Origin of the sequence: uncultured Pseudoteredinibacter sp. (genome assembly GCF_947500695.1) — a bacterium.
GTDB lineage: Bacteria > Pseudomonadota > Gammaproteobacteria > Pseudomonadales > Cellvibrionaceae > Pseudoteredinibacter.
Map to the genome: position 1 here is coordinate 15,548 of NZ_CANMSS010000016.1, position 19,532 is coordinate 35,079.

Here is a 19,532-nt window from a genome sequence, read left to right on the forward strand (position 1 = left end):
CAACCCATCGCATTCATACCCACCTCCACAGCAACACTATCGCCATATTTGATCATATTTGCAGCGCAAACTGGCCATTTTTGGGATTTAAATTAAGCAAAACAACAAAATTGACCCAAACTCTCAGGCTAAGACATGTTCAAATCACCCAGCTTTAAACTCATTCTGATGCTCTTTCTATTTTTGCTACTTGTTATTCCCATCACCATGGTGCAACTCAAAACCGAGGATAGGGCCAGTAGTCAAAACCAAGCTCAATACGCAGTGGCGCGACACTGGACCGGGAAACAGTGGCTCGGCAGCCCGGTGATAGCCATCCCATATCAAAGCAAAGCTATCGTCCAAGACAATGGCTATAGCTCGGCCCCACGCCAATTGTGGACATTGATACCCGCTCGAGAAGCCTCTCTTGAGGCAGAGTTATCGGTAGAGAATCGTAAAAAAGGTATTTATGAAATCCCTGTGTATCGCAGCAGCTTTCAATTAAACGGCAGCTTTCAAACAGAAGATATAAATGCCGCGTTAAATAAGCTCGCTAGCGATCCTACTGTTGGCCACATAGGCCAAGCAATTTTAAGTTTGAGTTTTGCTGACATGCGAGGCCTCGAACAACAAAGCCTGAAAGTTAATGAACTAAAGAGAGATTTTGAAGTAGGCAGCAAACTAAAGAACCTCCCTCAAGGCTTACACTACCCACTTAATGAACTAATCGATAATTCCAAGAACGAGACATTACGTTTTGAGCTTAGCCTGCAGCTAAAAGGCATGAGCGAGCTTTACTACCTCCCCCTGGCACAGAACAATCAATTTTCTCTGCAAGCTAATTGGCCTCACCCAAAGTTTATGGGGGCACAACTACCCAATGACTATCAGATTGAAGATGACTCCTTCTCTGCCAATTGGCAAAGCAACTACTTTGCTCTGGACAACATTAGCTATATCGAAAGCTGTTTAAAGCAAAATACCTGCGCAGTTATAGAGAGCAAAAACCGTTTATTGTTGGGTGTGGATTTTATTAACCCTGTCGACATTTATTTAAAAACCGAACGCGCAATCAAGTATGCTTTTCTTCTGATTGGCTTAAGCTTTATGGTGTTCTACATAATTGAACATATTAAAACGCTTTCCATGCACCCTATTCAATATGCTTTTGTCGGCCTAGCGATTGCTATATTTTATTTATTGCTACTCGCCTTGGCTGAGCATATTGGCTTTGCCTTAGCCTATTTTGTGTCCGTAACAGCTTGTTCAATATTGTTATACGGCTATCTGAGGAAGGTTCTAAACAGCAAACCATTAACACTTTCGTTTACCATTGGCATTATCAGCTTGTGGGCCTTGTTGTACATAATTATTCAAGCTGAAGACTTTGCCTTGCTTATGGGTAGTGTTTTAGTCTTTGTATTACTGTCGGCATTAATGTTGGGCACGAGAAACATCGACTGGTATAAACTAGGTCAAAATGCAAAAACAAAAGTGGACGAAAGCCTAAGCTAAGCAATACAAGAAGACAAAACAGAACCATCAAATCGCCAGGGGCTCTGCAAATACTTTTGCAGAGACTCTGGCTTAGAAAGAAAATAGCCTTGCAAGTGCTCGCAACCCAAATCCTTCAACAGCAAATACTGACCATGAGTTTCTACGCCTTCGGCAACCACTTCCACATTAAGGCCTTTAGCCATTGAAATGATAGCCTCTACAATGGCTAAATCTTCTTGATTTTCTGGAAGATTAGTAATGAAGCTACGGTCAACCTTTAAAACATCGATCGGCAACTTACTTAAGTAACTCAATGAAGAGTAGCCCGTACCAAAGTCGTCAATAGCAAATCGTGCTCCCATTTTTTTAAGGGCCTTAATAACTGACAAACTGGCTTCTACATCATCCATTACCACACTTTCTGTCACCTCAAACTCAAAGCAGGCCGGATCCACATCGTAGTAGTTAAGAATTACCGCGATATCATTAAGTAAGTGCCTATCATGTAACTGTCTAGCCGATAGGTTGACAGCCACTGATATATCAGCATTATTGTGCTTTTTCCAGCTAGCCACAAACTCAGCAGACATCGCTAGAACCTGGCGACCAAGATCTAAAATTTGGCCAGACTCTTCCGCTAGGGGGATAAACTTGTCGGGTGGTATAAAACCTTTTGTCGGGTGGGGCCAGCGAACCAATGCCTCCACAGAAAAGACTGCAGTGTCGAGGAGATTCAGTTTCGGCTGAACAGCTAAACTTAAATCCCTTTGTTGCAGAGCTTTAGCCAAATCCGATGTAATTTGTAGCTTCTGCCTTAGCAACCTACCTACGCTATCACTATAGTGCTCAAAGCCATTCTTACCATTAGCTTTGGCTTCATACATAGCTTGGTCAGCTTTTTTATCAACTCTAATGGCTCTCGACCATCTTTAGGACAACAAGCTATACCCACACTAGCACTTATGCCAACACTAAACTCAGAAAATTCTTTGCGTAATTGCAGTCGGCGAATAACTTTACGTGCTAATATTTCTACGTCGTCAACAGTAGAAAAATCACAAACTATAGCAAATTCATCACCACCGAGTCGCGAGATTAGAGCCCGATCAGGAACACAATGACGCAACTGCTCAGCAACCTCGGATAAAAGTTCATCACCGGCGCTATGTCCTTGACTATCATTAATTTGCTTGAAGCCATCCAAATCGATATATAAAACATACAAACTAGATTCGCCTTCAAAACTGCCGTTTGCTTTGGCGGTCAATTCACGTAGCAACAAGGTTCGGTTTGGCAAGCGGGTCAACTGATCATAGTGAGCTAGAAACTCCAATTGAGCTTCGTTCATTTTAATTTTGGAAATATCAGTGACCGTTATAATCACTCCATCATTATCACCCTGCGCATTTTTTATAACAGCAACCGATGCCACAACAGGTACATTGGGAGCGTTCTTTACAAGCAGCTCTGCCTCCCCCCTCCAACTGCCTTCTTTAACCACTCTTTCTTGCAGCTTACGAACGAGTTCTTCCCTGGCGTACTGGGGTGCCAAGGTCATTAAGTGCTGTCCCAACATCTGATCGGCAGAGCTCTCGCACAGCTCCTCGACCTTTGGATTTACAGAAATAATATTAAAATCAGCATCAGTAGCGACAATGCCATCATTGGCATTTTCAAAAATGGTTTGAGATAGCTGAAGCTGTCGAGTTCGCTCGTACTCTTGAGTGACGTCCTGAGCGGTCCCCAACATACGTACAACTTCACCATCTGCATTTAGAAAAGCTTCACCGTTTTGTCGAATATGGCATATAGATCCATCAGCCTTAGCGACGCGATGCTCGAATACAAAGGTAGAACCTTGCCGGCCACCTTCAATTAAGCTCTCTTTAAATATCTGAACATCATCGGGTAAAACAAGATCATATACCGTTTGAATACCATGAATTTCAAAATCGGTAGGCAGCCCAAGAATAGAGTAGATTTCCTCTGACCAAGTAACCCGATCCTCAGGCAGGTTCCAATCCCAAGTTCCAATCTTCGCAATAGCCTGCGAGCGTCTTAGGCGCTCTTCGTTTTCACGCAGTAACTTTTGCTGGTCGGCCTCATAGGCTAATTTTGTTTCTCTACATCGCAATACCGCAGAGACACAAGCTTGGCCGTGCCAATTTAACGGCGCCAGCTCAATATCAATAGCTACCTTACTGCCATCTTTAGCTAAAGCAAAAAGCTCAGCAGCATTGCCCATTGGTCGGCGAGTAGGCGCCTTTACATATTGCTCACGATGACGCTTATGCACATTACGCATCGAACCGGGCAATAGAACCTCTACCGGCTGCCCCTGCAACTCTTCTTTTCCGTAGCCCAATAACTCCTGAATGGATTTGTTACACCAAAGAATCTCTCCTTGATGGTTGCAAACAATCAAACTATCGGGGATAGCATCCAAAAGGGTGGAATCTGCCAAGGCGAGAGACTCAGTCGGCACAGGCATACTCCAAGCAAGGCAAACTGATTCGTAGCGCACACGGCAAGGCAAAGACCACACGCAAAGAGGGGGCAAAATTCAGGTCTTGATGGACACCTGAGGGTATTATTTCGTAACAACTCATATACGAATACTTCGGCCGAAATTGAGCTGACTTTATAGTGAGGCTAATTTAGCCAGCATTGCATTAGCCCCTATTAATTTAGGGTTATATTAATCTTTGCCCAGTGCCTTAATCAAGCGAATTAATTAGAACTTTGGCCTTTAAGTTGTCAGCTTATGATGATCGGCCCAGCTTAGCGTACACACTTCATTTATTGTCCAAATTGATCATAAAGAAATTGCCTGAAATTTGCTTAAACAACCATATACCGCTAGTCGATGAGGCATCGAAAGTGAACTGTATTAACTGACTATCAATGCCTGAACTGGCTTTCCATCTGCAAAGCTACAAATCACTCCTATACTCAAAAATGAACGCTGTTTTTTGCTTATACGCAAGTAGCGCTTGCCCAATGCATTATCGAAGGAACTGCAATTATGACTAATAATAAGGTGCTTATCTGCGATGATTCGCGATCTATTCGCCTGATGACAAAACGCTTGCTACAGGGAAACGGCTACCAAGTGGTTGGTGAAGCGAGCAACGGTACAGAAGCAACAGAGGCCTATAAAACACACAATCCAGATTTAGTCTTGCTCGATCTAGTGATGCCAGAGACCGATGGAAAAACGGCACTGCGCCAAATCGTCCAACACAACCCTTCAGCAAAAGTCGTCATTTTGAGCTCACTCGGTTCTGAATCTGATGTTGAGGAATGCTTACGCAATGGAGCATCTTCCTATATTCAAAAGCCTTTTGAAGAAGACATTTTACTTAGCACATTGAGCGAGCTGTAAAAAGCAGGAGAAGATGATGGCGACTAAGTTTTTCGGTCAATTTTTATTAGAGCACCGCTTGATTAATAAAGATCAACTACTAGAAGCTCTAGCCTTCCAAAGAGCAAATAACCCTTTACTGGGTGAAATTGCCGTAGAACATGGCTTTCTAAGTATGGAGCAGGCTAGGAAGGTTAATCAACGACAACAAGCCGAAGACGCTCGTTTTGGTGATATCGCTGTCAACATGAAATTTATTAGTGTTGAACAGTTACAACAACTTATTGGCCTACAAAAGCAAGGGCGAAAGTTTTTCGGCGAAGTACTAGTTGAGCTCGGGCACTTAAGTAGCGATGAACTACGTGAGCAGTTAGAAGCTCACCACAATGAACAAACTTTAGCGCTCGCCCAAATTCAATCTGCTATTAAACAACATGGCAACACCTACAATATCAATGCCTTAGCAGGGATTGCATGCCGACTTAGTCAGCGAGCCTTAGCGACTCAGGCCCACTTTCAAGGGCTAATATCAATCAGCGAGCTACCCTATACTCCTGAAGAATATTTTTTAAGTAGCATCACGATCGAAAGTGTTAGAGATCTCACCATCACCCTAGGCTGCAAAGAGCAAGTAATGACAGATATCGCTTGCCGACTGATCAAAATCCCAACAGATGAAGTCGATAGCGAGTTAGCTTGGGATGCCAGCGGAGAATTTTTAAACTTGGTGGCAGGCTACTTTGCCAAGGAAACCATTCCCGACGATTGCAGCTATAAAGCCAAGCCCCCTGTCTTTAGCCGAGACATCTCTAGCTTGAGCACCATATTTGAACAGGTCGCGATACTACGTGTAGAAACTGACATTGGCAGCTTAGCAATCTGTTTGAGCTCCTAGGTCATACAGATTGCCAGGTGGCGACTTGCCGTAATATAAACTTCGGCCCTAATTAATGTTAACAACCCCCCCCCACTTGAGGGGTGGTACTTTCGACCTACACATGTAATCCTTTAAGGTTAAATTAACCATAAAACTTTAGGGGTTATAATGCTTAGGGCCGCCACATTTTCTACAATCTGTCTTGTTGCTTCATTAGGAAGCTCTTTTTCAATTGCCGACCAAACAGTTTTCGATGACCACATTATCGTAGGTAATCAGTGTGTCGGTGTAGATTGCTCGATCAATATCAACTTTGGTTTTGATGGCCTTGTTTTAAAGCAAAACAATACCCGAATACTATTTCAAGATACTAGTAACTCAGCGTCATTTCCAACTAATGATTGGCGACTAGTGGCAAATGACAGCACTAACGGCGGCCGTAACTTTTTTGCTATTGAGGATGTCAACACCAGCAGAATTCCATTTATGGTAATGGCCGGTGCACCAGAAAATGCGCTCAACATCAGCAATGAGGGTTTCTTGGGGCTAGGGACCGACGACGCCCAAAAGTCTCTGCACATTAATAGCAACAACCTGCCCAGTATTCGATTACAACAAAACAGCAGCGGTGGTTTTCCAGCGAGCTTCTGGGATATCTCAGCCAATGAACTTGGCCTTAGTTTTACTCAGGACAATCAAAGCAAACTTGCCATTTTACCTAACGGTGACTTAAACATTGCCGGGGATATCACCACCAGCGTTGCAGAAGCCGACTTCCCCGATTATGTATTTGCTAACGACTACAGCCTTATGCCTTTGCAACAATTAGGAGAATTCGTTCAAAAAAATCATCACCTCCCCGAGATCCCGCCTGCCGCCGAGGTGGCTAAAGATGGCCTCAATATGAGCCAATTGCAGCTTAAGCTATTACAAAAGGTAGAAGAGCTGACTCTTTATACTGTTAAGCAACAACAGGAACTGGAACAGCTGAAAGCTGAGCTTGCCTCGGTACGTAAACAGAACCAACAACCTTAAAGCAGGCACAGTATGAAACGTTTATTACTTGGCTTGCTTACAAGCTTAGGGGTGAGCACGGCCTACGCTCAGGTGAACTTTAATTTAAGTAGCTCACCCAATAATATTGAAGCTGGCGATATTAGCACACTGACTTTTGACATTTATTCCGTCGATCCTTTAGAGAATATAGACTTTGCAGTAACTCTCCCTGCAGGAATGGAGTTAATTCCAGACAGCGGGAACGGTGATTGCGGTGTTATCAATCCAATTCCAGCCGGGGGAACTGTTGTCGAATTTAGCGCTCGCCGCTTAGCAAAAGATACCCTATGCAGACCATCAGTAAAGGTGACATCACCGACTGTAGGGACTCATTTCATTACAACTTCAGATTTAAACAGTCTAGGGCAAATTATACCCATAGCAAACCCTGCATCAGGAAACCTGACAGTATCTCTAAGCGATCCCGACATTAACCACCGATTGGAGATATCAAAAAACAACCTCGTTCCTGGCGAAGTAGCTACACTTTCAGCGGTAATAGAAAAAATAGGTCCCACTATAGTAAGCAGTGGAGGTTTAAAAGGAAGGCTATCGGACAATCTATATTTCGCCAGCCCTGTAGATATTAGCTCAAACTGCAATGGCCTTTCTGCGACTATAGATGAGTCTCGCCGCGAATTTAGCATCTCTTCTTTTGGAACGCTTTTTAGCGAGTGTAGAATCGATGCGGATGTTGTAGCAGTTTCGGAAGGCACAGCATCGGCTTATGTAGAGTCAAATTACTTCAGTGGTGTCAGCAGCAAAGTACGCAGCAAAAATTTGCTAATCGAAAATGATTCAGCCGACATTCTTGTACTAAGTGAGAGTTCTGGCCAAGCGACTCCGGGCGGCAGCGATCTGGTAACCCTAAGAATTAAAAACCTCAAGCGTAGCACTCTTGAAGACATTAATTTTCTACGTGACTATGGTGCAAATATTAGCGGCGCTAATTTAAGCCCAGCAGCCAGCGTCAACTCCTGCCCGGGCGTGCAATTTAACGGTGGAGAAGTCAGTGCAAATATAAACAATTTATTGAGCAATGAAGAATGTACCATCGCCTTTAATTTGGAGATTCCGGCGGGAGCAGTTGCTGGAAAATTTCAGAACATCACTACAACTGCAGATGCACTAATCAATAGTAGTCGCACAGCACTTAGCGTCGCGGCAGGCTCCTTCAATATCAGTGAAGCCGTCGATGCCAGTTTGAGTTTTTCAAGCTCGGCAATTAGTGCTGGCGATGATACAACTTTAAGCCTAGAGATAAGAAATTCAAGCACAACAAGTACCGCTTCAGATATAGCAGCTTCTTTAACACTTCCTCCGGAGCTCAATGTCAAAACACTACCAGCTGACAATTCCTGCGGCCCTGGATCCCTCATAAGCCAAACAATTAACAACAATGAACGTCAACTGCTTGTTCGAGGCGGAATTCTCAGTGCTGGTGGCAATTGCCAGCTGGACTTCATTTTAAGCAGCCCAAATAGCAACTTCTCTCGACAGTTAGAGATTCCCAGCTTCCTGGTAGTGAGTTCCGTGTCAGGTGAACAGTATAGTCGAGAGGTTCCTGCAACTGCTGTAGAACTTGTTGGTGGACCAAAGATATTTATTGAACACCTGCTAAGCGTGGGCGAATCGCCTTATTTGCAAGCCTCGAACACGTCTAGATTCCAACTTTATATCGATAATGGCAGCCCCTTGCTGTCTATTGACCCACCAAGTGCCAAAAACGATATTCAACTTGAATTAAATCAGGGCAGCACAACCATTGGCGTTATCAGTAACCTTAGCAGCGATACAAGCTGCCAAGGTGCAAGCATCGATAATAATGGTACACGCATACAGATTAGCGATTTGGATCTTGCATCAGGGCAGCGTTGCGGTATCACTTTCGATATTGTAAATGATGCTAACCTCGCCCCTGGAGCCTACTCTCTCGAGCTAGAAAACACACAGTTTACAGCCGTCGAAACAGGACTTATCACCGCTATCCCAAGCAGTTCTTTGAACTTACAAAGTAGCCCGGTAATAGCCAGCTTAGCTTTTTCTAAAGATCATATTGAAGCGAACGAATCCGTTAGCCTAACACTGCGCCTTGAAAACACGTCTAATTTCGAGGCAACAAATGGAATACTTGACGTTATCCGGGACTTCCCTGGAAATTTTGTAGCCAGCAATGCTACCGACATCTGCGGTGTAGGCTCTACTCTTAGCGTCAACGTAACAACTATGTTTCTGAGAGATTTTTCAATCCCTGCTAACGGCTATTGTGAAGTGACGGTAGACCTTACTAGCAACCTAGGCGCTTCGCCCGGGCATTTTGCTGCAAGAAGCCTAATTGGTGGAATAAGCTTAAACTCCAATGCCACACAATTCCCAGCCTCCGTAGGAATTCTACAGATAGTCGCAGATAATCAGTTTGCCGATGCATCAAGCTCAGAGCTAAGCACAGCTCCTGCTGATCGCGACGGTGACGGGGTAAGCGATGATGAAGAATTTAACTCTGGCTTCGATCTAAACTCAGATGGAATAGCCGATTTTACTCAATCTAATGTCGCCACTCTTCGTGGTAGCTCCGTGGGCAATATTCTTTTTGAAGTTAGCGGCGGCTGCAACCAAGTAGAGCAGTTAGCATTAAGTAATGTAGACAGCTCTAGCTTTAACCTCTGGGGCTCCGCAATTTCATTCGAGCTACCTTGTAATCAGGCCGATATCCGCCTAGTTTACGATAGCTTGCCTGATGCAGCGGCAGGACAGTTAGTTGAAGTACAGAAATTTGGCCACCAGGCACCGAATTTTTCTGGGAGTAAAAGCTGGTACACACTCAACTCAGCTGTAATCGATAAAAACAACAATGAAATTCGCTACTCGCTTACAGATGGTGGGCTTGGTGATGATACACCTGTCGACGGCCGCATTGTCGACCCAATAGCTGTAGTTGTAAGAGCGCTAGGTAATCCTACCGGCGTACCCAGCACTCCTCTTGCTGTTCTTGCACTACTATTTGTTAGTTTGATCGGACTAGGGAGCCGTCATATTAGGCGCAGACAGCTACAGCCAGATAAATAGCAAAGCTATGCAACACTTTGACTAGCACCCATTGTGCGCTGAGAAATCAAAGGGGTGAGCTTCATAAGAAGCTCGCCTCTTTTTCCATCCAGCAGGCCTTGATCCTGACTCGCTAACAATAACATCCCGCGACGCTGTCCAGCCTCCCCGAGAGGAATACCCAAAATTGAATGGGCATGAGTATTGCGCATAAGCTCACGCATCAAGCGACTATCTTTGATTTTTACTGCAAAGCTATCGATGTCCTTTTCGGTCCAAAGTCTCTTCGCAATGATATGCCTAGCGATAAATTCAGCTAAATTACCGTCTTCTATCGTTGCTGATTTAGCAAACCAACGTTTCATGCTGCTGGCAGGGCTTGCGGCCTGCAAACGTAATTCAGCTTCCTGTAAAGAAATAATCCCTGCCCAATCAACATTAAAATAATCACCACAAATATCGAGAACGGCATCCACTGTCTGCTGTTCACTGGCGCCCTCTTCAAGTTGATCCAGCAGCTTAAGAATAAGATCGATCCGGATGGACAATGAATTAAACGCTGTTGTTACTTCGGAAACCTCGTCTTTACCCTTAGCCGCCAATTGTAAACCAAAATTACCCTCTGCTACTTTATTGGTTGTTTCTGCCAAACGCTTAACGGGTTTAACTACCGCCATAAAAAACCAAAAGCTGAAAACCAAGCTGGCGACAATAACAGCCAATGCCAAACTTAAAGCGAATTGCTGCTGTTTTCTTTGACGCTCCTGATTATACAGCTCTGCTTTTTCAACCAGTAGCTTCGCTAAGGAAGTCAAACCTGGCCCTTGCTCGCGGATTTTTTGCGCCGCCCACTCCAGCCTAGGTTCATCCTTGTTATCACCAATAGCTTCGTTATAACTTCGAATAAAATTAGTTAGGGCAAGCTGCCATTGCTGATGGCTTTGAGTCAGCCCTGCTGTACTAAGTTGCAATATGAGAGAGCCGCCATCGATATCCGCTAAACGTTCACCCAAATGCAAATCATCTTGCTGCAGCGAACTGACGGCAGCTTCAAACTCTTTGTAATACAAAGCTACATCACGAAAATACGATTGGTAATCCCTGGGCGCATTCGCCCCATAGGCGGCAGCTTTGGCCTCTAAGGTTTTAATGTCGCGCTCTAGTGTCTCTGAAGAAGAAAGCAACAAGGTAGACTGTTGCTCTAAACGAGCACTCTGATTATGAAAGATTAGATTGAGCAGGGCGATCAATATTAGCAATGCACTAAATATGGCCGTTTTCGCAGCAAGCTTCATGGGCTTCTCCAGCATTTTTATGTGTGCAAATGCTAAAAGCCATCTCATCTTGAATTATCACAAATCTATGGCGGCAAGCTCATTAGTTTGTTAAAGCTTTATACCGGCCAATTAAAAACAAAGCTCTAGCGCTATTTAGGGCAAGCTCACTGGCAACTTCTACTTATGGTGTGGGCAGATCGAACAGCAGCGCCTGGCAAGGTTTATTTATAGCCTCCAGGGAAAAGCCTTCGCCTGATATAGCCATGGCATCCCCCGCTTTCAGGAATTCACCAGCTAAGCGGGCCGACCCCGCAATCAGGTGTACATAACAGGCTCGCTCTCTAGCTTGATGGCTCCACTTCTCGCCTGTTTTAAGACGTAGCATTTTAAGCTCTACATCTTGTTTTACTTTTAATGAGCCGTCTTGCCCCCTAGGGCTAAGCAATAGTTCTTCAGTTAAATGTTGCTGTAGGCTTTTTTGTTGGTAAGTTGGCTGCCCGCCAAGGCTATTGGGCTCTATCCAGATCTGTAAAAAACGTAAACGCTCATTTTTGGAGTGGTTATATTCAGAATGGCGTATACCGCGGCCTGCACTCATTAACTGAATATCTCCGGCTGGCAAAATAAAGCTATTACCCTCGCTATCTCGGTGCTCCATCGCTCCTTCTACAACATAGGATAGAATCTCCATATCTTGGTGGCTATGGGCACCAAAACCTGCCCCAGCAATGACCAGATCATCATTTAAAACTTGCAGAGATGAGAAGCCCATAAACTTTGGGTCATAGTAGTTTGCAAAAGAGAAAGAATGTCGACTTTGCAGCCAGCCATAATTAGCTGTGCCTCTTTGTGAACCTCGACGAATATACTTCATACCGCCCTCGATTACGCTAACTCAGGGTTCTTTAGATCATAACTACACATACGAAGGGCGCCCATAAATTCTCGGGCAGCAGGGCCAAGCTTGTCGCGATCTTGGTAATTCAAGTAAAAACTCTGACTGCGCCTTGCTCCTTCTGCCAAGGGGATCAATTTTAACTCGCCACTTTGCAATAAGCTGGAGACCGCTGGTAGTGGCAGCCAAGCAAAGCCCATACCTTGTTGCAACAACGCTATGGAAGCCTGCATATGACTCACCGTCCAGCGCTGTTCTGCACCTAGCCAACCCACATCGACACTTTGATGCTCGGCTGAATCACGCACTACAATTTGACGATGAGATTTAATATTTTCATAGCTGAGCTCTGCACCATTTGAAAACAATGCATGCTGATTATGCGCCACTGCTACAAATTCAATATTACAAATTTCTTCGTTCAAACCCTCGGGCATTGGCAGAGGTGAAAGAGCAATATCTACTCGCGCTGCTGCGGTTAATTCATTGGCGCCAGAAAGCGCTGTCTCCATGATATCGATGCGCAACTGGGGGTAGATAAGCGAAACCTGATCTAGTGCTTTGTAGAGCAGATTTTTCGGGAAGGCGCTATCAACAGCTAGCCTTAACTCTGTTTCAACTCCTGCCTGAAGCGATTTGGCTACGGCTTCTATGCGTGCACTCTCTTCTAATAAATATTCCGCGCGCCGTAGCATCAGCCGCCCGGCTTCGGTCAAAAGAGAGCGACGCCCTACTACAGTCAGCAGTTTGATACCCAGAGATTCTTCTAACTTATTTACCGCATGGTGAATCGTCGACTGGCTTTTATGTACAACGAGTGCAGCCTGATTAAAACCGCCAGCATCCGCAACGGATCTAAACATTCGCCATTGTTCAAGAGTTGCTTTTTGCATTACTCAAAACGTCCTCTATCGTGTGGACGGAAGTAATCAATATCTGGGCCTGCAGGAACAACGCGGCTAGGGTTGATCATATCGTGGCTGTAATAGTAGTGCCGTTTAATATGATAAAAATCGACAGTCTCGGCTATTCCAGGCCATTGATATAATTCGCGCACATAATTGCTGATATTGGGGAAATCTTCTAAACGCTGGCGATTACATTTGAAGTGGCCATGGTACACCGCATCAAAACGAATCAGTGTTGTAAATAATCGCCAATCAGCCTCGCTAATTTGTTTGCCCACTAAATATCGCTGCGCCGATAGAATTTCTTCTACCCCATCCAAAGCAGAGAATAGGCGATCGTAAGACTCTTGATAGGCTTTTTGAGAGGTAGCAAAGCCGCTACGATATACACCGTTGTTGATATCTTGGTATACCCAACTATTAATCTCATCAATTTCGGCGGCAAGTTCTTTCGGATAATAGTCATCTTGATTACCGCTTAACTCATTAAAGGCCGAGTTAAACATGCGGATAATTTCAGAGGATTCATTGCTGACTACCGAACCTGTTAATTTATCCCACAATAGCGGCACAGTGACTCGACCACTGTAATCCGATTTATTACGGGTGTAGATCTCATGCAGCTGCTTTGCGCCAAATAAATCATCACCACTGCTGCCCTCGGCACTATTGAAACTCCAACCTTGATCCAACATATCGGGGCTAACAACTGAAACCGAGACATATTCTTCAAGGTTTTTAAGCTTTCTAAAGATCAAGGTACGGTGCGCCCAAGGGCAGGCTAAGGAGACATACAAATGATAACGGCCAGCCTCAGCTTTAAAACCCAATGCACCATTGGGGCCTTCTTGGCCATCAGCGGTAATCCAATTCCTTAACTGGGCCTCTTCACGTTGAAAATGGCCATCGTTACCCTCGGTGTCATACCAGCGGTCGTGCCACTGTCCTTCGATTAGTAGGCCCATTGCCTTGCTCCTGTTATTTAAAACGCCCTTGATGGAGGTTTAAGTTAGGAGAAAGTTTAATGTTCTATGGAGTGTATGAATAACGGAATTTATTGAAAGGTTTGTTCTATGGATTCGAATAATTAGATTTGGGGTGGAGAAGAGTGTTTCGATCGAGCATGAATTTGGGGTCAGAACCCGAGGGTTCTGACCCCGTTGGCGGTGCTGCTTAATAGGTAGGTTTATATTTTGGCTGGGCTGAATCCTTGGGGCGGGATTGGATTCGCGCTCCTGCGCTCACCCCTTCGGGGTTGCGGCTGGGCGCCGCAATCCAAAATCGCTCCGGGCGATTTTGTGAACCCGGGGCGTGGTCATTCACACGCCGGCTCCACCAATACCAAAAAAGGCCTACCCCGCGAGGGATAGGCCTTTTTTGGTATTGGTGGAGCCGGCGGGATTTGAACCCGCGTCCGTCAGCACTCCGCCTTAGGGTCTACATGTTTAGTTCCGCCTGTTAATTTAGCGCCTTACAGCCCGGCGGGCGTGACGTAATTTGCGATCTCAGTTAAATGTTTAGCAGCGCCACCCTGAGCAAATATTGCTGCGATCCTATTCTGAATGACAGTCAGTAACGCGGTATAGGCACCTTGTTAAGGACCGCTAGGGGCGTACCCCTAGGTGGTACAGCAAAAAGCTACTTACGCAGCTAGTTGAGCACCGTAGTTGTCATCATTGGCAACTAATAATGTGCAGCTTTGGATTAACGTGATTGGCTACCATCACGACATGCACCTAAGGTTTTGTCACCGGCGTCGAATCCTAATCGGCCCCGGAGTTTCAAGCTTTGGCAGCAGCCAGACCTGAAACCCTCGCAATGCGAACCGTGATTATAGCCTGAAACGGGGAACTATTTCACCTAAGATCTTCTAAGTTCTCATTAAAGAAAGGCTAAGCTTGCGCCTGCTTTCAGGCTTTGGCTAAACGGTATACACTTTGGCCTTTTATTGAGACCTGTAGATCTTGGAGATAAGTATGAAGCGTTTTACCGCTCTTTTGGCCAGCCTTACACTGGCGCTGTTTAGCTCGCTGGCAAGCGCCCAGGCTAAGTTTCAGGAGCACAAGCACTATGAGGACGTTGCTCCCCAGATTTCTGCGAAGGGCCTTCCGAAATTTGTAGCGGGCTTCTTCTGGTATGGCTGCGGCCATTGTTACGCCTTTGAGCCAACCTTAGAAAGCTGGCTAGAGCATAAGCCTGCCGATATCGCCTTTAGCCGCATACCAGCCGTTTTAGGTCGCAACTGGATCCCCCATGCCCAAGCCTTCTATGCCACTGAGCAATTGGGTATTAGCGATAAGACTCACCAAGCACTATTTGATGCCATTCATAAAGATCGTAAGAAGTTGTTTGCGCCAACAGATATTGCCGAGTTTTTAGCAGAAGTTAGCGGTGAAGATGCCGCCAAGATTTTAATGCATATGAATGCCCAAGATACCCACAAAGCTATTGCTGATTCTATCGATACGGCACAGAAGTATCGCCTACGCGGCGTGCCATCTATTTTGGTTGGCGGCAAATACTTGGTAGATCCCGGCGCGGTTGGCCAAGAATTAGGGGCGGTTATTGATTTCCTATTGAACCAATAAACAGCAGCTTGAAGCCATAAAAAACCGGAGCATGCTCCGGTTTTTTATGGCTAGTGTATAAACGTTTCACTGCATTCCGCAGTTCTTATTGGTACAAATCAGTTTTCTTGCACATCACCCGCCACTTCAATGCGGGTATCTTGCCTAGCCTCTCTAAGCTGATCACCTTGGCGGCGCACAATATGTTGAATCAAGATCTCTTGGTCATGCTCACTCATATTGGCAAAATCCATACGGATGTAGAATTTTTGCTTTTCTTCATCCATTCCACATGAAACGACGCTGGCATAGCACTGCACCAAATGATTGCCGGGTTTTAATGACATTTCTAAACTAATCGTCGCACCTTCTGGTATCGACTCATCGGTGAATAGAGCCATACCACAAGCACTGATATTCACCTCATGAACTTTATAAGCCACGCGGCGAACCAAGCGGCTATCCAGCTCTAGTTGATTAATTACCGCGCTTAATTTGGCGTTTAAGGTTTCCATCAGCTCCGCAACCAAGGGATCGCGAGTCTGCAATTGGCCACATAGATTAGCTATTTTATTATCGTATGAAGCGATCAAGTTCATTGAATCGACAGGCTTAATCTCTCCATCTAACTGATCAGCCAGCTCTTCATCGCTCAGTAGGCGATAGGCAACACCTATGCTGTCGTCAATACGAAAAAAACGGCGGCGTTCATGGCTCATAGTGTCTTCCAGTCATTGCAGTGGCAATACCACTGCTGATTTAAAATATTTCGTTTGGTTTTAGTTCAAACTGATAATTTGGTGGTTCTAGGTCTAGGTTGCGCAACAAGTCCTGCCCTTCCTGATTTTGCAGCAACTTCTTATCATCTTCATTCAGTTCATCATCCAAGCCTTGACTGATCATGATCTCAACTCGGCGATTTTTGGCTCGGTTTTTACGATTGGTGTTTTCCACTAAGGGCTTGGTTGCCGCATAGCCGGCCACTTCGAAACGGTTCTCTGCCACCCGCTTGCCCACCATCAAGGCATGTGCAACCGATACCGCCCGCGCTGTAGAGAGCTCCCAGTTCGATCTAAATCGTTTAGTCCGAATTGGCAAATCATCAGTATGCCCTTGCACCTGAATCCTACCAGGCTGCTTTGCCAGTACCGCTGAAACCTCTTCTAAAACCTGAAAATATTTTTCGCTTAGTGTTGCCGAGCCAGATTTAAAAGAACCTTTCTCGCGAATTCGAATAATGATTTTTCGGCCAATGGTCTCAATTTCAATTTCACCAGTGACAATTTGCGCCTGCAAAGCTTGCGCTAGAACAGCTGCATCGCGCTCCGTTTCTTTTACTAGCTCTTCGAGTTTTTCTTCAAGCCTTTCTTGCAGCTCTTTATCGCTGGCCTTCTCGACACCGGCCTCTAGATTTTCTTCACCCTTTTCGATATCAAACTCATTGGCTTGATCGAATTCCAAACTGGACTGGGTGATATCTTCGGTCTTCTGCCAAATCTCATTGATCGGTGTTGGCTCTGGGATAGCAGGACTAAATTCACGGGCGATAATACTGGTGCCCTTTGGCGGATCTGTCACCGCCAGTTTGGTTTGCACACCAAAAGCCTGAGAAAGAGAACCCGCTAAGCGTTTAAATTTTTGTGCGTCCATCTCCGAGAATGACAATAGCAATACGAAGAAACACATCAATAGAGACATCAAGTCCGCAAAGGTACCCATCCACGGGGGGAGGCCTTCAACGCAATCACAACTTTGCTCTTCTTCATCACTCATCTGTCACCCCCACTACTCAGATGCTTCGCGCTGGCCTTCCGGCAAATAGGTGCGCAACATAGATTCGATAACACGAGGGTTTTGCCCGCCTTGAATGGCCAGCAAAGCATCGATCACTAAGCTTTTGATCATCGCTTCTTCGGCGGCACGCAATTTGAGTTTGTCGGCCATTGGCTCACAGAAGGCGTTCGCCATTACCGCACCATAAAGTGTGGTCAATAGTGCTACCGCCATCGCCGGACCAATCGACTTTGGGTCATCCATATTTGCCAACATCGCCACCAGACCAATCAGGGTTCCGATCATCCCCATTGCTGGTGCCATACTGGACATAGACATCATGATGTTGGAGCCGATTTTGTGGCGCTCTTCGGCGAGCTTTTTATCGTTGCTCAGCAACTGCTTAACGACATCGGCATCATGACCATCCACCAAGAGCTGAATGCCCTTTTGAAGAAAGTCGCTGCTAACCTCTTTACCTTCGAGTGATAGCAAACCGCCTTTACGCGCTGCATCAGCCAACTCTACAATTTCATCAATTAATGGGCCAGGCTGCTCGAGCTTATTGGTCATACCTTTACCAATAATCTTGCCCACGCCTAAAAACTGGCCGAGGCCAAATTTGGCCATCACCGCAAAAATACTACCGCCGACTACGATTACCAGCGACGGTATGTTTACAAACATACCTAAGTCGCCACTCATTAGCATGGTGACGATGATAAGACCAAAGGCGCCGATAATACCGACTATGGTTGCTAAATCCACAGATTGCTCCTTAGCGTGCACTCATCATGAAGAATGAGTGGTTTATAGGTTTCGCTATGGCTTATATCGGCCATTCCCAAGACAAGTTAACCCCTTATCTTTAAAATGTAGTACAGCCAGCAGCTTAAGCTCACAATTTGGCGCCTGCATTCACATTGGCGTGACATAAGGGCCGCCGTTTTTTGCAGCTAAAGGCGCATTGACCAAGCTGTTAGCGTCAGGTAGGGTGGCGCCATTCTTTTCATAGCGTTGAGTACACCATGACAAAAGAGAAAAAACCGAGTTTTGAGACCTCTTTAGCCGAGCTCGAGTCACTAGTAGAAGCCATGGAGGCCGGCGACATGAGCCTTGAAGACTCTCTCGCTGCATTTGAAAAAGGCGTGAAGCTAACCCGCCAATGCCAGCAAGAGCTCAGCGCTGCCGAGCAGAAGGTTGAGCTATTAATGGAACAGCAAGGTCAGTTAGTAAGCCAACCCTTTGACACTCAGGATACCGGCGAAAGCTGATCCACCATTAAAAGGTAAGCACCTCCGTGAGTTTCGATTTTTCCGCCTATGTACAGCAGTGCCGAGAGCGCGCTGATCTAGCCATTAGCCAAGCGCTAAGCCGAGCAAAATGCCCGCAAGCTACACTGCTCGCCGCCATGCAATACAGCGCAACTAACGGTGGTAAAAGAGTGCGGCCTTTATTGGTAATGGCCGGTGCTGAAGCTTGCGGCAATAGCCAAAATCCTGCTGTGAATAGCGCTGCAGCCGCTATCGAAATGATGCACGCCTACAGTTTGATCCATGACGACTTACCAGCGATGGATGACGATAAGCTGCGACGCGGCTTACCAACCTGTCATATAGCTTTTGATGAAGCCACCGCCATTTTGGCGGGAGATGCCCTGCAAACCCAAGCTTTTAGCGAGCTGAGCAATATCGCCAACTGCCCCGATCGAATCAAACTGCGACTGGTTCAAGAATTGGCCTCCGCCTCTGGCGCAGCGGGTATGGTTGCCGGCCAAGCCATTGATTTGGCTTCGGTTAATCAACGCATTAGCCTTGCGCAACTTGAGCAAATGCACCAGCTAAAAACAGGTCGTATTATTAGAGCTGCTATCCGCATGGGAGCCATCGCTTCTGGCAATAGCAACGCAGCCCAGCTGCAAGCTCTAGATAAATACTCAGACGCCATTGGCCTAGCCTTTCAAGTACAGGATGACATCTTAGACGTCACCGCTGATACCGATACCCTTGGCAAGCAACAAGGTGCTGATGAACAGCTTAACAAGCCTACCTATGTGTCGCTGCTAGGACTGCCCGCAGCCCAAGCCAAGGCCGAGCAACTGCGCCAAGATGCCCAACAGGCCATAGCGGGTTTTGGCCCAGAAGCCCAGGCCTTACGTGCTTTGGCCGACTATATCGTCGAAAGATCACATTAATCGTCTAATATATAGGCCTGCTTATCCGCCAGTTCTTTGCGTTGGCGGGCCGGGCCGAATACAATGGACGATCCTCCGCGCCAGCTCAGATACAGCA

Annotated in this window: 17 protein-coding genes and 1 other RNA gene; 8 read left to right on the forward strand and 10 right to left on the reverse strand. The window is 45.8% G+C overall.

Annotation, left to right across the window (positions count from 1 at the left end; genetic code table 11):
• Positions 1 to 135: 135 nt before the first annotated feature.
• Positions 136 to 1,497 (forward strand): cell envelope integrity protein CreD, encoded by a 1,362-nt coding sequence (gene creD / locus Q1A08_RS20255; RefSeq protein WP_299776225.1) that lies wholly within the window; start codon positions 136 to 138, stop codon positions 1,495 to 1,497.
• Here the strand turns inward: creD and Q1A08_RS20260 are convergent.
• On the reverse strand, positions 1,494 to 2,363 hold the full coding sequence (locus tag Q1A08_RS20260) for an EAL domain-containing protein (protein ID WP_299776226.1): 870 nt from the start codon (positions 2,361 to 2,363) through the stop codon (positions 1,494 to 1,496). The genes creD and Q1A08_RS20260 overlap by 4 nt on opposite strands.
• On the reverse strand, positions 2,306 to 3,964 hold the full coding sequence (locus Q1A08_RS20265) for a sensor domain-containing diguanylate cyclase (RefSeq protein WP_299776227.1): 1,659 nt from the start codon (positions 3,962 to 3,964) through the stop codon (positions 2,306 to 2,308). Before Q1A08_RS20265 ends, Q1A08_RS20260 begins: the two co-directional genes overlap by 58 nt.
• A 540-nt stretch (positions 3,965 to 4,504) precedes the next feature.
• Here Q1A08_RS20265 and Q1A08_RS20270 point away from each other — a divergent pair.
• The 4 genes from Q1A08_RS20270 to Q1A08_RS20285 all read left to right on the forward strand — a co-directional run bounded on the left by Q1A08_RS20270 (position 4,505) and on the right by Q1A08_RS20285 (position 9,842).
• Entirely contained in the window at positions 4,505 to 4,864 is a 360-nt protein-coding gene (locus Q1A08_RS20270; protein ID WP_299776228.1) for a response regulator, read from the forward strand.
• A gap of 16 nt (positions 4,865 to 4,880) precedes the next feature.
• On the forward strand, positions 4,881 to 5,738 hold the full coding sequence (locus Q1A08_RS20275) for a hypothetical protein (protein WP_299776229.1): 858 nt from the start codon (positions 4,881 to 4,883) through the stop codon (positions 5,736 to 5,738).
• Between the two features lie 150 nt (positions 5,739 to 5,888).
• Positions 5,889 to 6,755 (forward strand): hypothetical protein, encoded by an 867-nt coding sequence (locus tag Q1A08_RS20280; RefSeq protein ID WP_299776230.1) that lies wholly within the window; start codon positions 5,889 to 5,891, stop codon positions 6,753 to 6,755.
• Positions 6,756 to 6,767: 12 nt separating this feature from the next.
• Positions 6,768 to 9,842 (forward strand): choice-of-anchor U domain-containing protein, encoded by a 3,075-nt coding sequence (locus Q1A08_RS20285; protein WP_299776231.1) that lies wholly within the window; start codon positions 6,768 to 6,770, stop codon positions 9,840 to 9,842.
• Between the two features lie 5 nt (positions 9,843 to 9,847).
• Here Q1A08_RS20285 and Q1A08_RS20290 read toward each other — a convergent pair whose 3' ends face one another.
• From Q1A08_RS20290 to ssrA, 5 genes are all read right to left on the reverse strand, one after another.
• Complete coding sequence (locus Q1A08_RS20290) at positions 9,848 to 11,116, reverse strand: HAMP domain-containing protein (protein WP_299776232.1); 1,269 nt, start codon at positions 11,114 to 11,116, stop codon at positions 9,848 to 9,850.
• Positions 11,117 to 11,279: 163 nt separating this feature from the next.
• Positions 11,280 to 11,972 (reverse strand): pirin family protein, encoded by a 693-nt coding sequence (locus Q1A08_RS20295; RefSeq protein ID WP_299776233.1) that lies wholly within the window; start codon positions 11,970 to 11,972, stop codon positions 11,280 to 11,282.
• A gap of 11 nt (positions 11,973 to 11,983) precedes the next feature.
• Positions 11,984 to 12,886 (reverse strand): LysR family transcriptional regulator, encoded by a 903-nt coding sequence (locus Q1A08_RS20300; RefSeq protein ID WP_299776234.1) that lies wholly within the window; start codon positions 12,884 to 12,886, stop codon positions 11,984 to 11,986.
• Positions 12,886 to 13,866, reverse strand: a complete 981-nt coding sequence (locus tag Q1A08_RS20305; protein ID WP_299776235.1) for a glutathione S-transferase family protein — start codon at positions 13,864 to 13,866, stop codon at positions 12,886 to 12,888. Before Q1A08_RS20305 ends, Q1A08_RS20300 begins: the two co-directional genes overlap by 1 nt.
• A gap of 419 nt (positions 13,867 to 14,285) precedes the next feature.
• Positions 14,286 to 14,676: a transfer-messenger RNA gene (gene ssrA, locus Q1A08_RS20310) on the reverse strand.
• A gap of 201 nt (positions 14,677 to 14,877) precedes the next feature.
• Between ssrA and Q1A08_RS20315 the strand changes: the two genes are divergently transcribed.
• Positions 14,878 to 15,489: a thiol:disulfide interchange protein DsbA/DsbL gene (locus Q1A08_RS20315; RefSeq protein WP_299776236.1), complete on the forward strand. Its 612-nt coding sequence runs from the start codon at positions 14,878 to 14,880 to the stop codon at positions 15,487 to 15,489.
• A 98-nt stretch (positions 15,490 to 15,587) separates the two neighbouring features.
• Here Q1A08_RS20315 and Q1A08_RS20320 read toward each other — a convergent pair whose 3' ends face one another.
• Genes Q1A08_RS20320 through pomA form a run of 3 tightly spaced genes read right to left on the reverse strand, consistent with a single transcriptional unit; the run spans position 15,588 to position 18,009 of the window.
• Entirely contained in the window at positions 15,588 to 16,187 is a 600-nt protein-coding gene (locus tag Q1A08_RS20320) for a PilZ domain-containing protein (protein ID WP_299776237.1), read from the reverse strand.
• A 40-nt stretch (positions 16,188 to 16,227) separates the two neighbouring features.
• A complete protein-coding gene (locus Q1A08_RS20325) occupies positions 16,228 to 17,241 on the reverse strand; it encodes a MotB family protein (RefSeq protein WP_299776238.1) in 1,014 nt (337 codons plus the stop codon).
• A gap of 12 nt (positions 17,242 to 17,253) precedes the next feature.
• Positions 17,254 to 18,009 (reverse strand): flagellar motor protein PomA, encoded by a 756-nt coding sequence (gene pomA, locus Q1A08_RS20330; RefSeq protein ID WP_299776239.1) that lies wholly within the window; start codon positions 18,007 to 18,009, stop codon positions 17,254 to 17,256.
• 260 nt (positions 18,010 to 18,269) lie between these two features.
• Between pomA and Q1A08_RS20335 the strand changes: the two genes are divergently transcribed.
• Positions 18,270 to 18,515 (forward strand): exodeoxyribonuclease VII small subunit, encoded by a 246-nt coding sequence (locus Q1A08_RS20335; protein ID WP_299776240.1) that lies wholly within the window; start codon positions 18,270 to 18,272, stop codon positions 18,513 to 18,515.
• A 26-nt stretch (positions 18,516 to 18,541) separates the two neighbouring features.
• A complete protein-coding gene (gene ispA / locus Q1A08_RS20340) occupies positions 18,542 to 19,435 on the forward strand; it encodes a (2E,6E)-farnesyl diphosphate synthase (protein ID WP_299776241.1) in 894 nt (297 codons plus the stop codon).
• Positions 19,436 to 19,532: the final 97 nt, after the last annotated feature.

Excerpts from the sequence above, each read along its gene's own strand:
- Q1A08_RS20320 (WP_299776237.1), bottom strand. The coding sequence starts at position 16,187 with ATGAGCCATGAACGCCGCCGTTTTTTTCGTATTGACGACAGCATAGGT.
- Q1A08_RS20315 (WP_299776236.1), top strand. The coding sequence starts at position 14,878 with ATGAAGCGTTTTACCGCTCTTTTGGCCAGCCTTACACTGGCGCTGTTT.
- creD (WP_299776225.1), top strand. The coding sequence starts at position 136 with ATGTTCAAATCACCCAGCTTTAAACTCATTCTGATGCTCTTTCTATTT.
- Q1A08_RS20335 (WP_299776240.1), top strand. The coding sequence starts at position 18,270 with ATGACAAAAGAGAAAAAACCGAGTTTTGAGACCTCTTTAGCCGAGCTC.
- Q1A08_RS20295 (WP_299776233.1), bottom strand. The coding sequence starts at position 11,972 with ATGAAGTATATTCGTCGAGGTTCACAAAGAGGCACAGCTAATTATGGC.
- Q1A08_RS20300 (WP_299776234.1), bottom strand. The coding sequence starts at position 12,886 with ATGCAAAAAGCAACTCTTGAACAATGGCGAATGTTTAGATCCGTTGCG.
- Q1A08_RS20275 (WP_299776229.1), top strand. The coding sequence starts at position 4,881 with ATGGCGACTAAGTTTTTCGGTCAATTTTTATTAGAGCACCGCTTGATT.
- Q1A08_RS20260 (WP_299776226.1), bottom strand. The coding sequence starts at position 2,363 with ATGTATGAAGCCAAAGCTAATGGTAAGAATGGCTTTGAGCACTATAGT.
- Q1A08_RS20285 (WP_299776231.1), top strand. The coding sequence starts at position 6,768 with ATGAAACGTTTATTACTTGGCTTGCTTACAAGCTTAGGGGTGAGCACG.
- Q1A08_RS20305 (WP_299776235.1), bottom strand. The coding sequence starts at position 13,866 with ATGGGCCTACTAATCGAAGGACAGTGGCACGACCGCTGGTATGACACC.
- Q1A08_RS20290 (WP_299776232.1), bottom strand. The coding sequence starts at position 11,116 with ATGAAGCTTGCTGCGAAAACGGCCATATTTAGTGCATTGCTAATATTG.
- Q1A08_RS20270 (WP_299776228.1), top strand. The coding sequence starts at position 4,505 with ATGACTAATAATAAGGTGCTTATCTGCGATGATTCGCGATCTATTCGC.
- Q1A08_RS20325 (WP_299776238.1), bottom strand. The coding sequence starts at position 17,241 with ATGAGTGATGAAGAAGAGCAAAGTTGTGATTGCGTTGAAGGCCTCCCC.
- Q1A08_RS20280 (WP_299776230.1), top strand. The coding sequence starts at position 5,889 with ATGCTTAGGGCCGCCACATTTTCTACAATCTGTCTTGTTGCTTCATTA.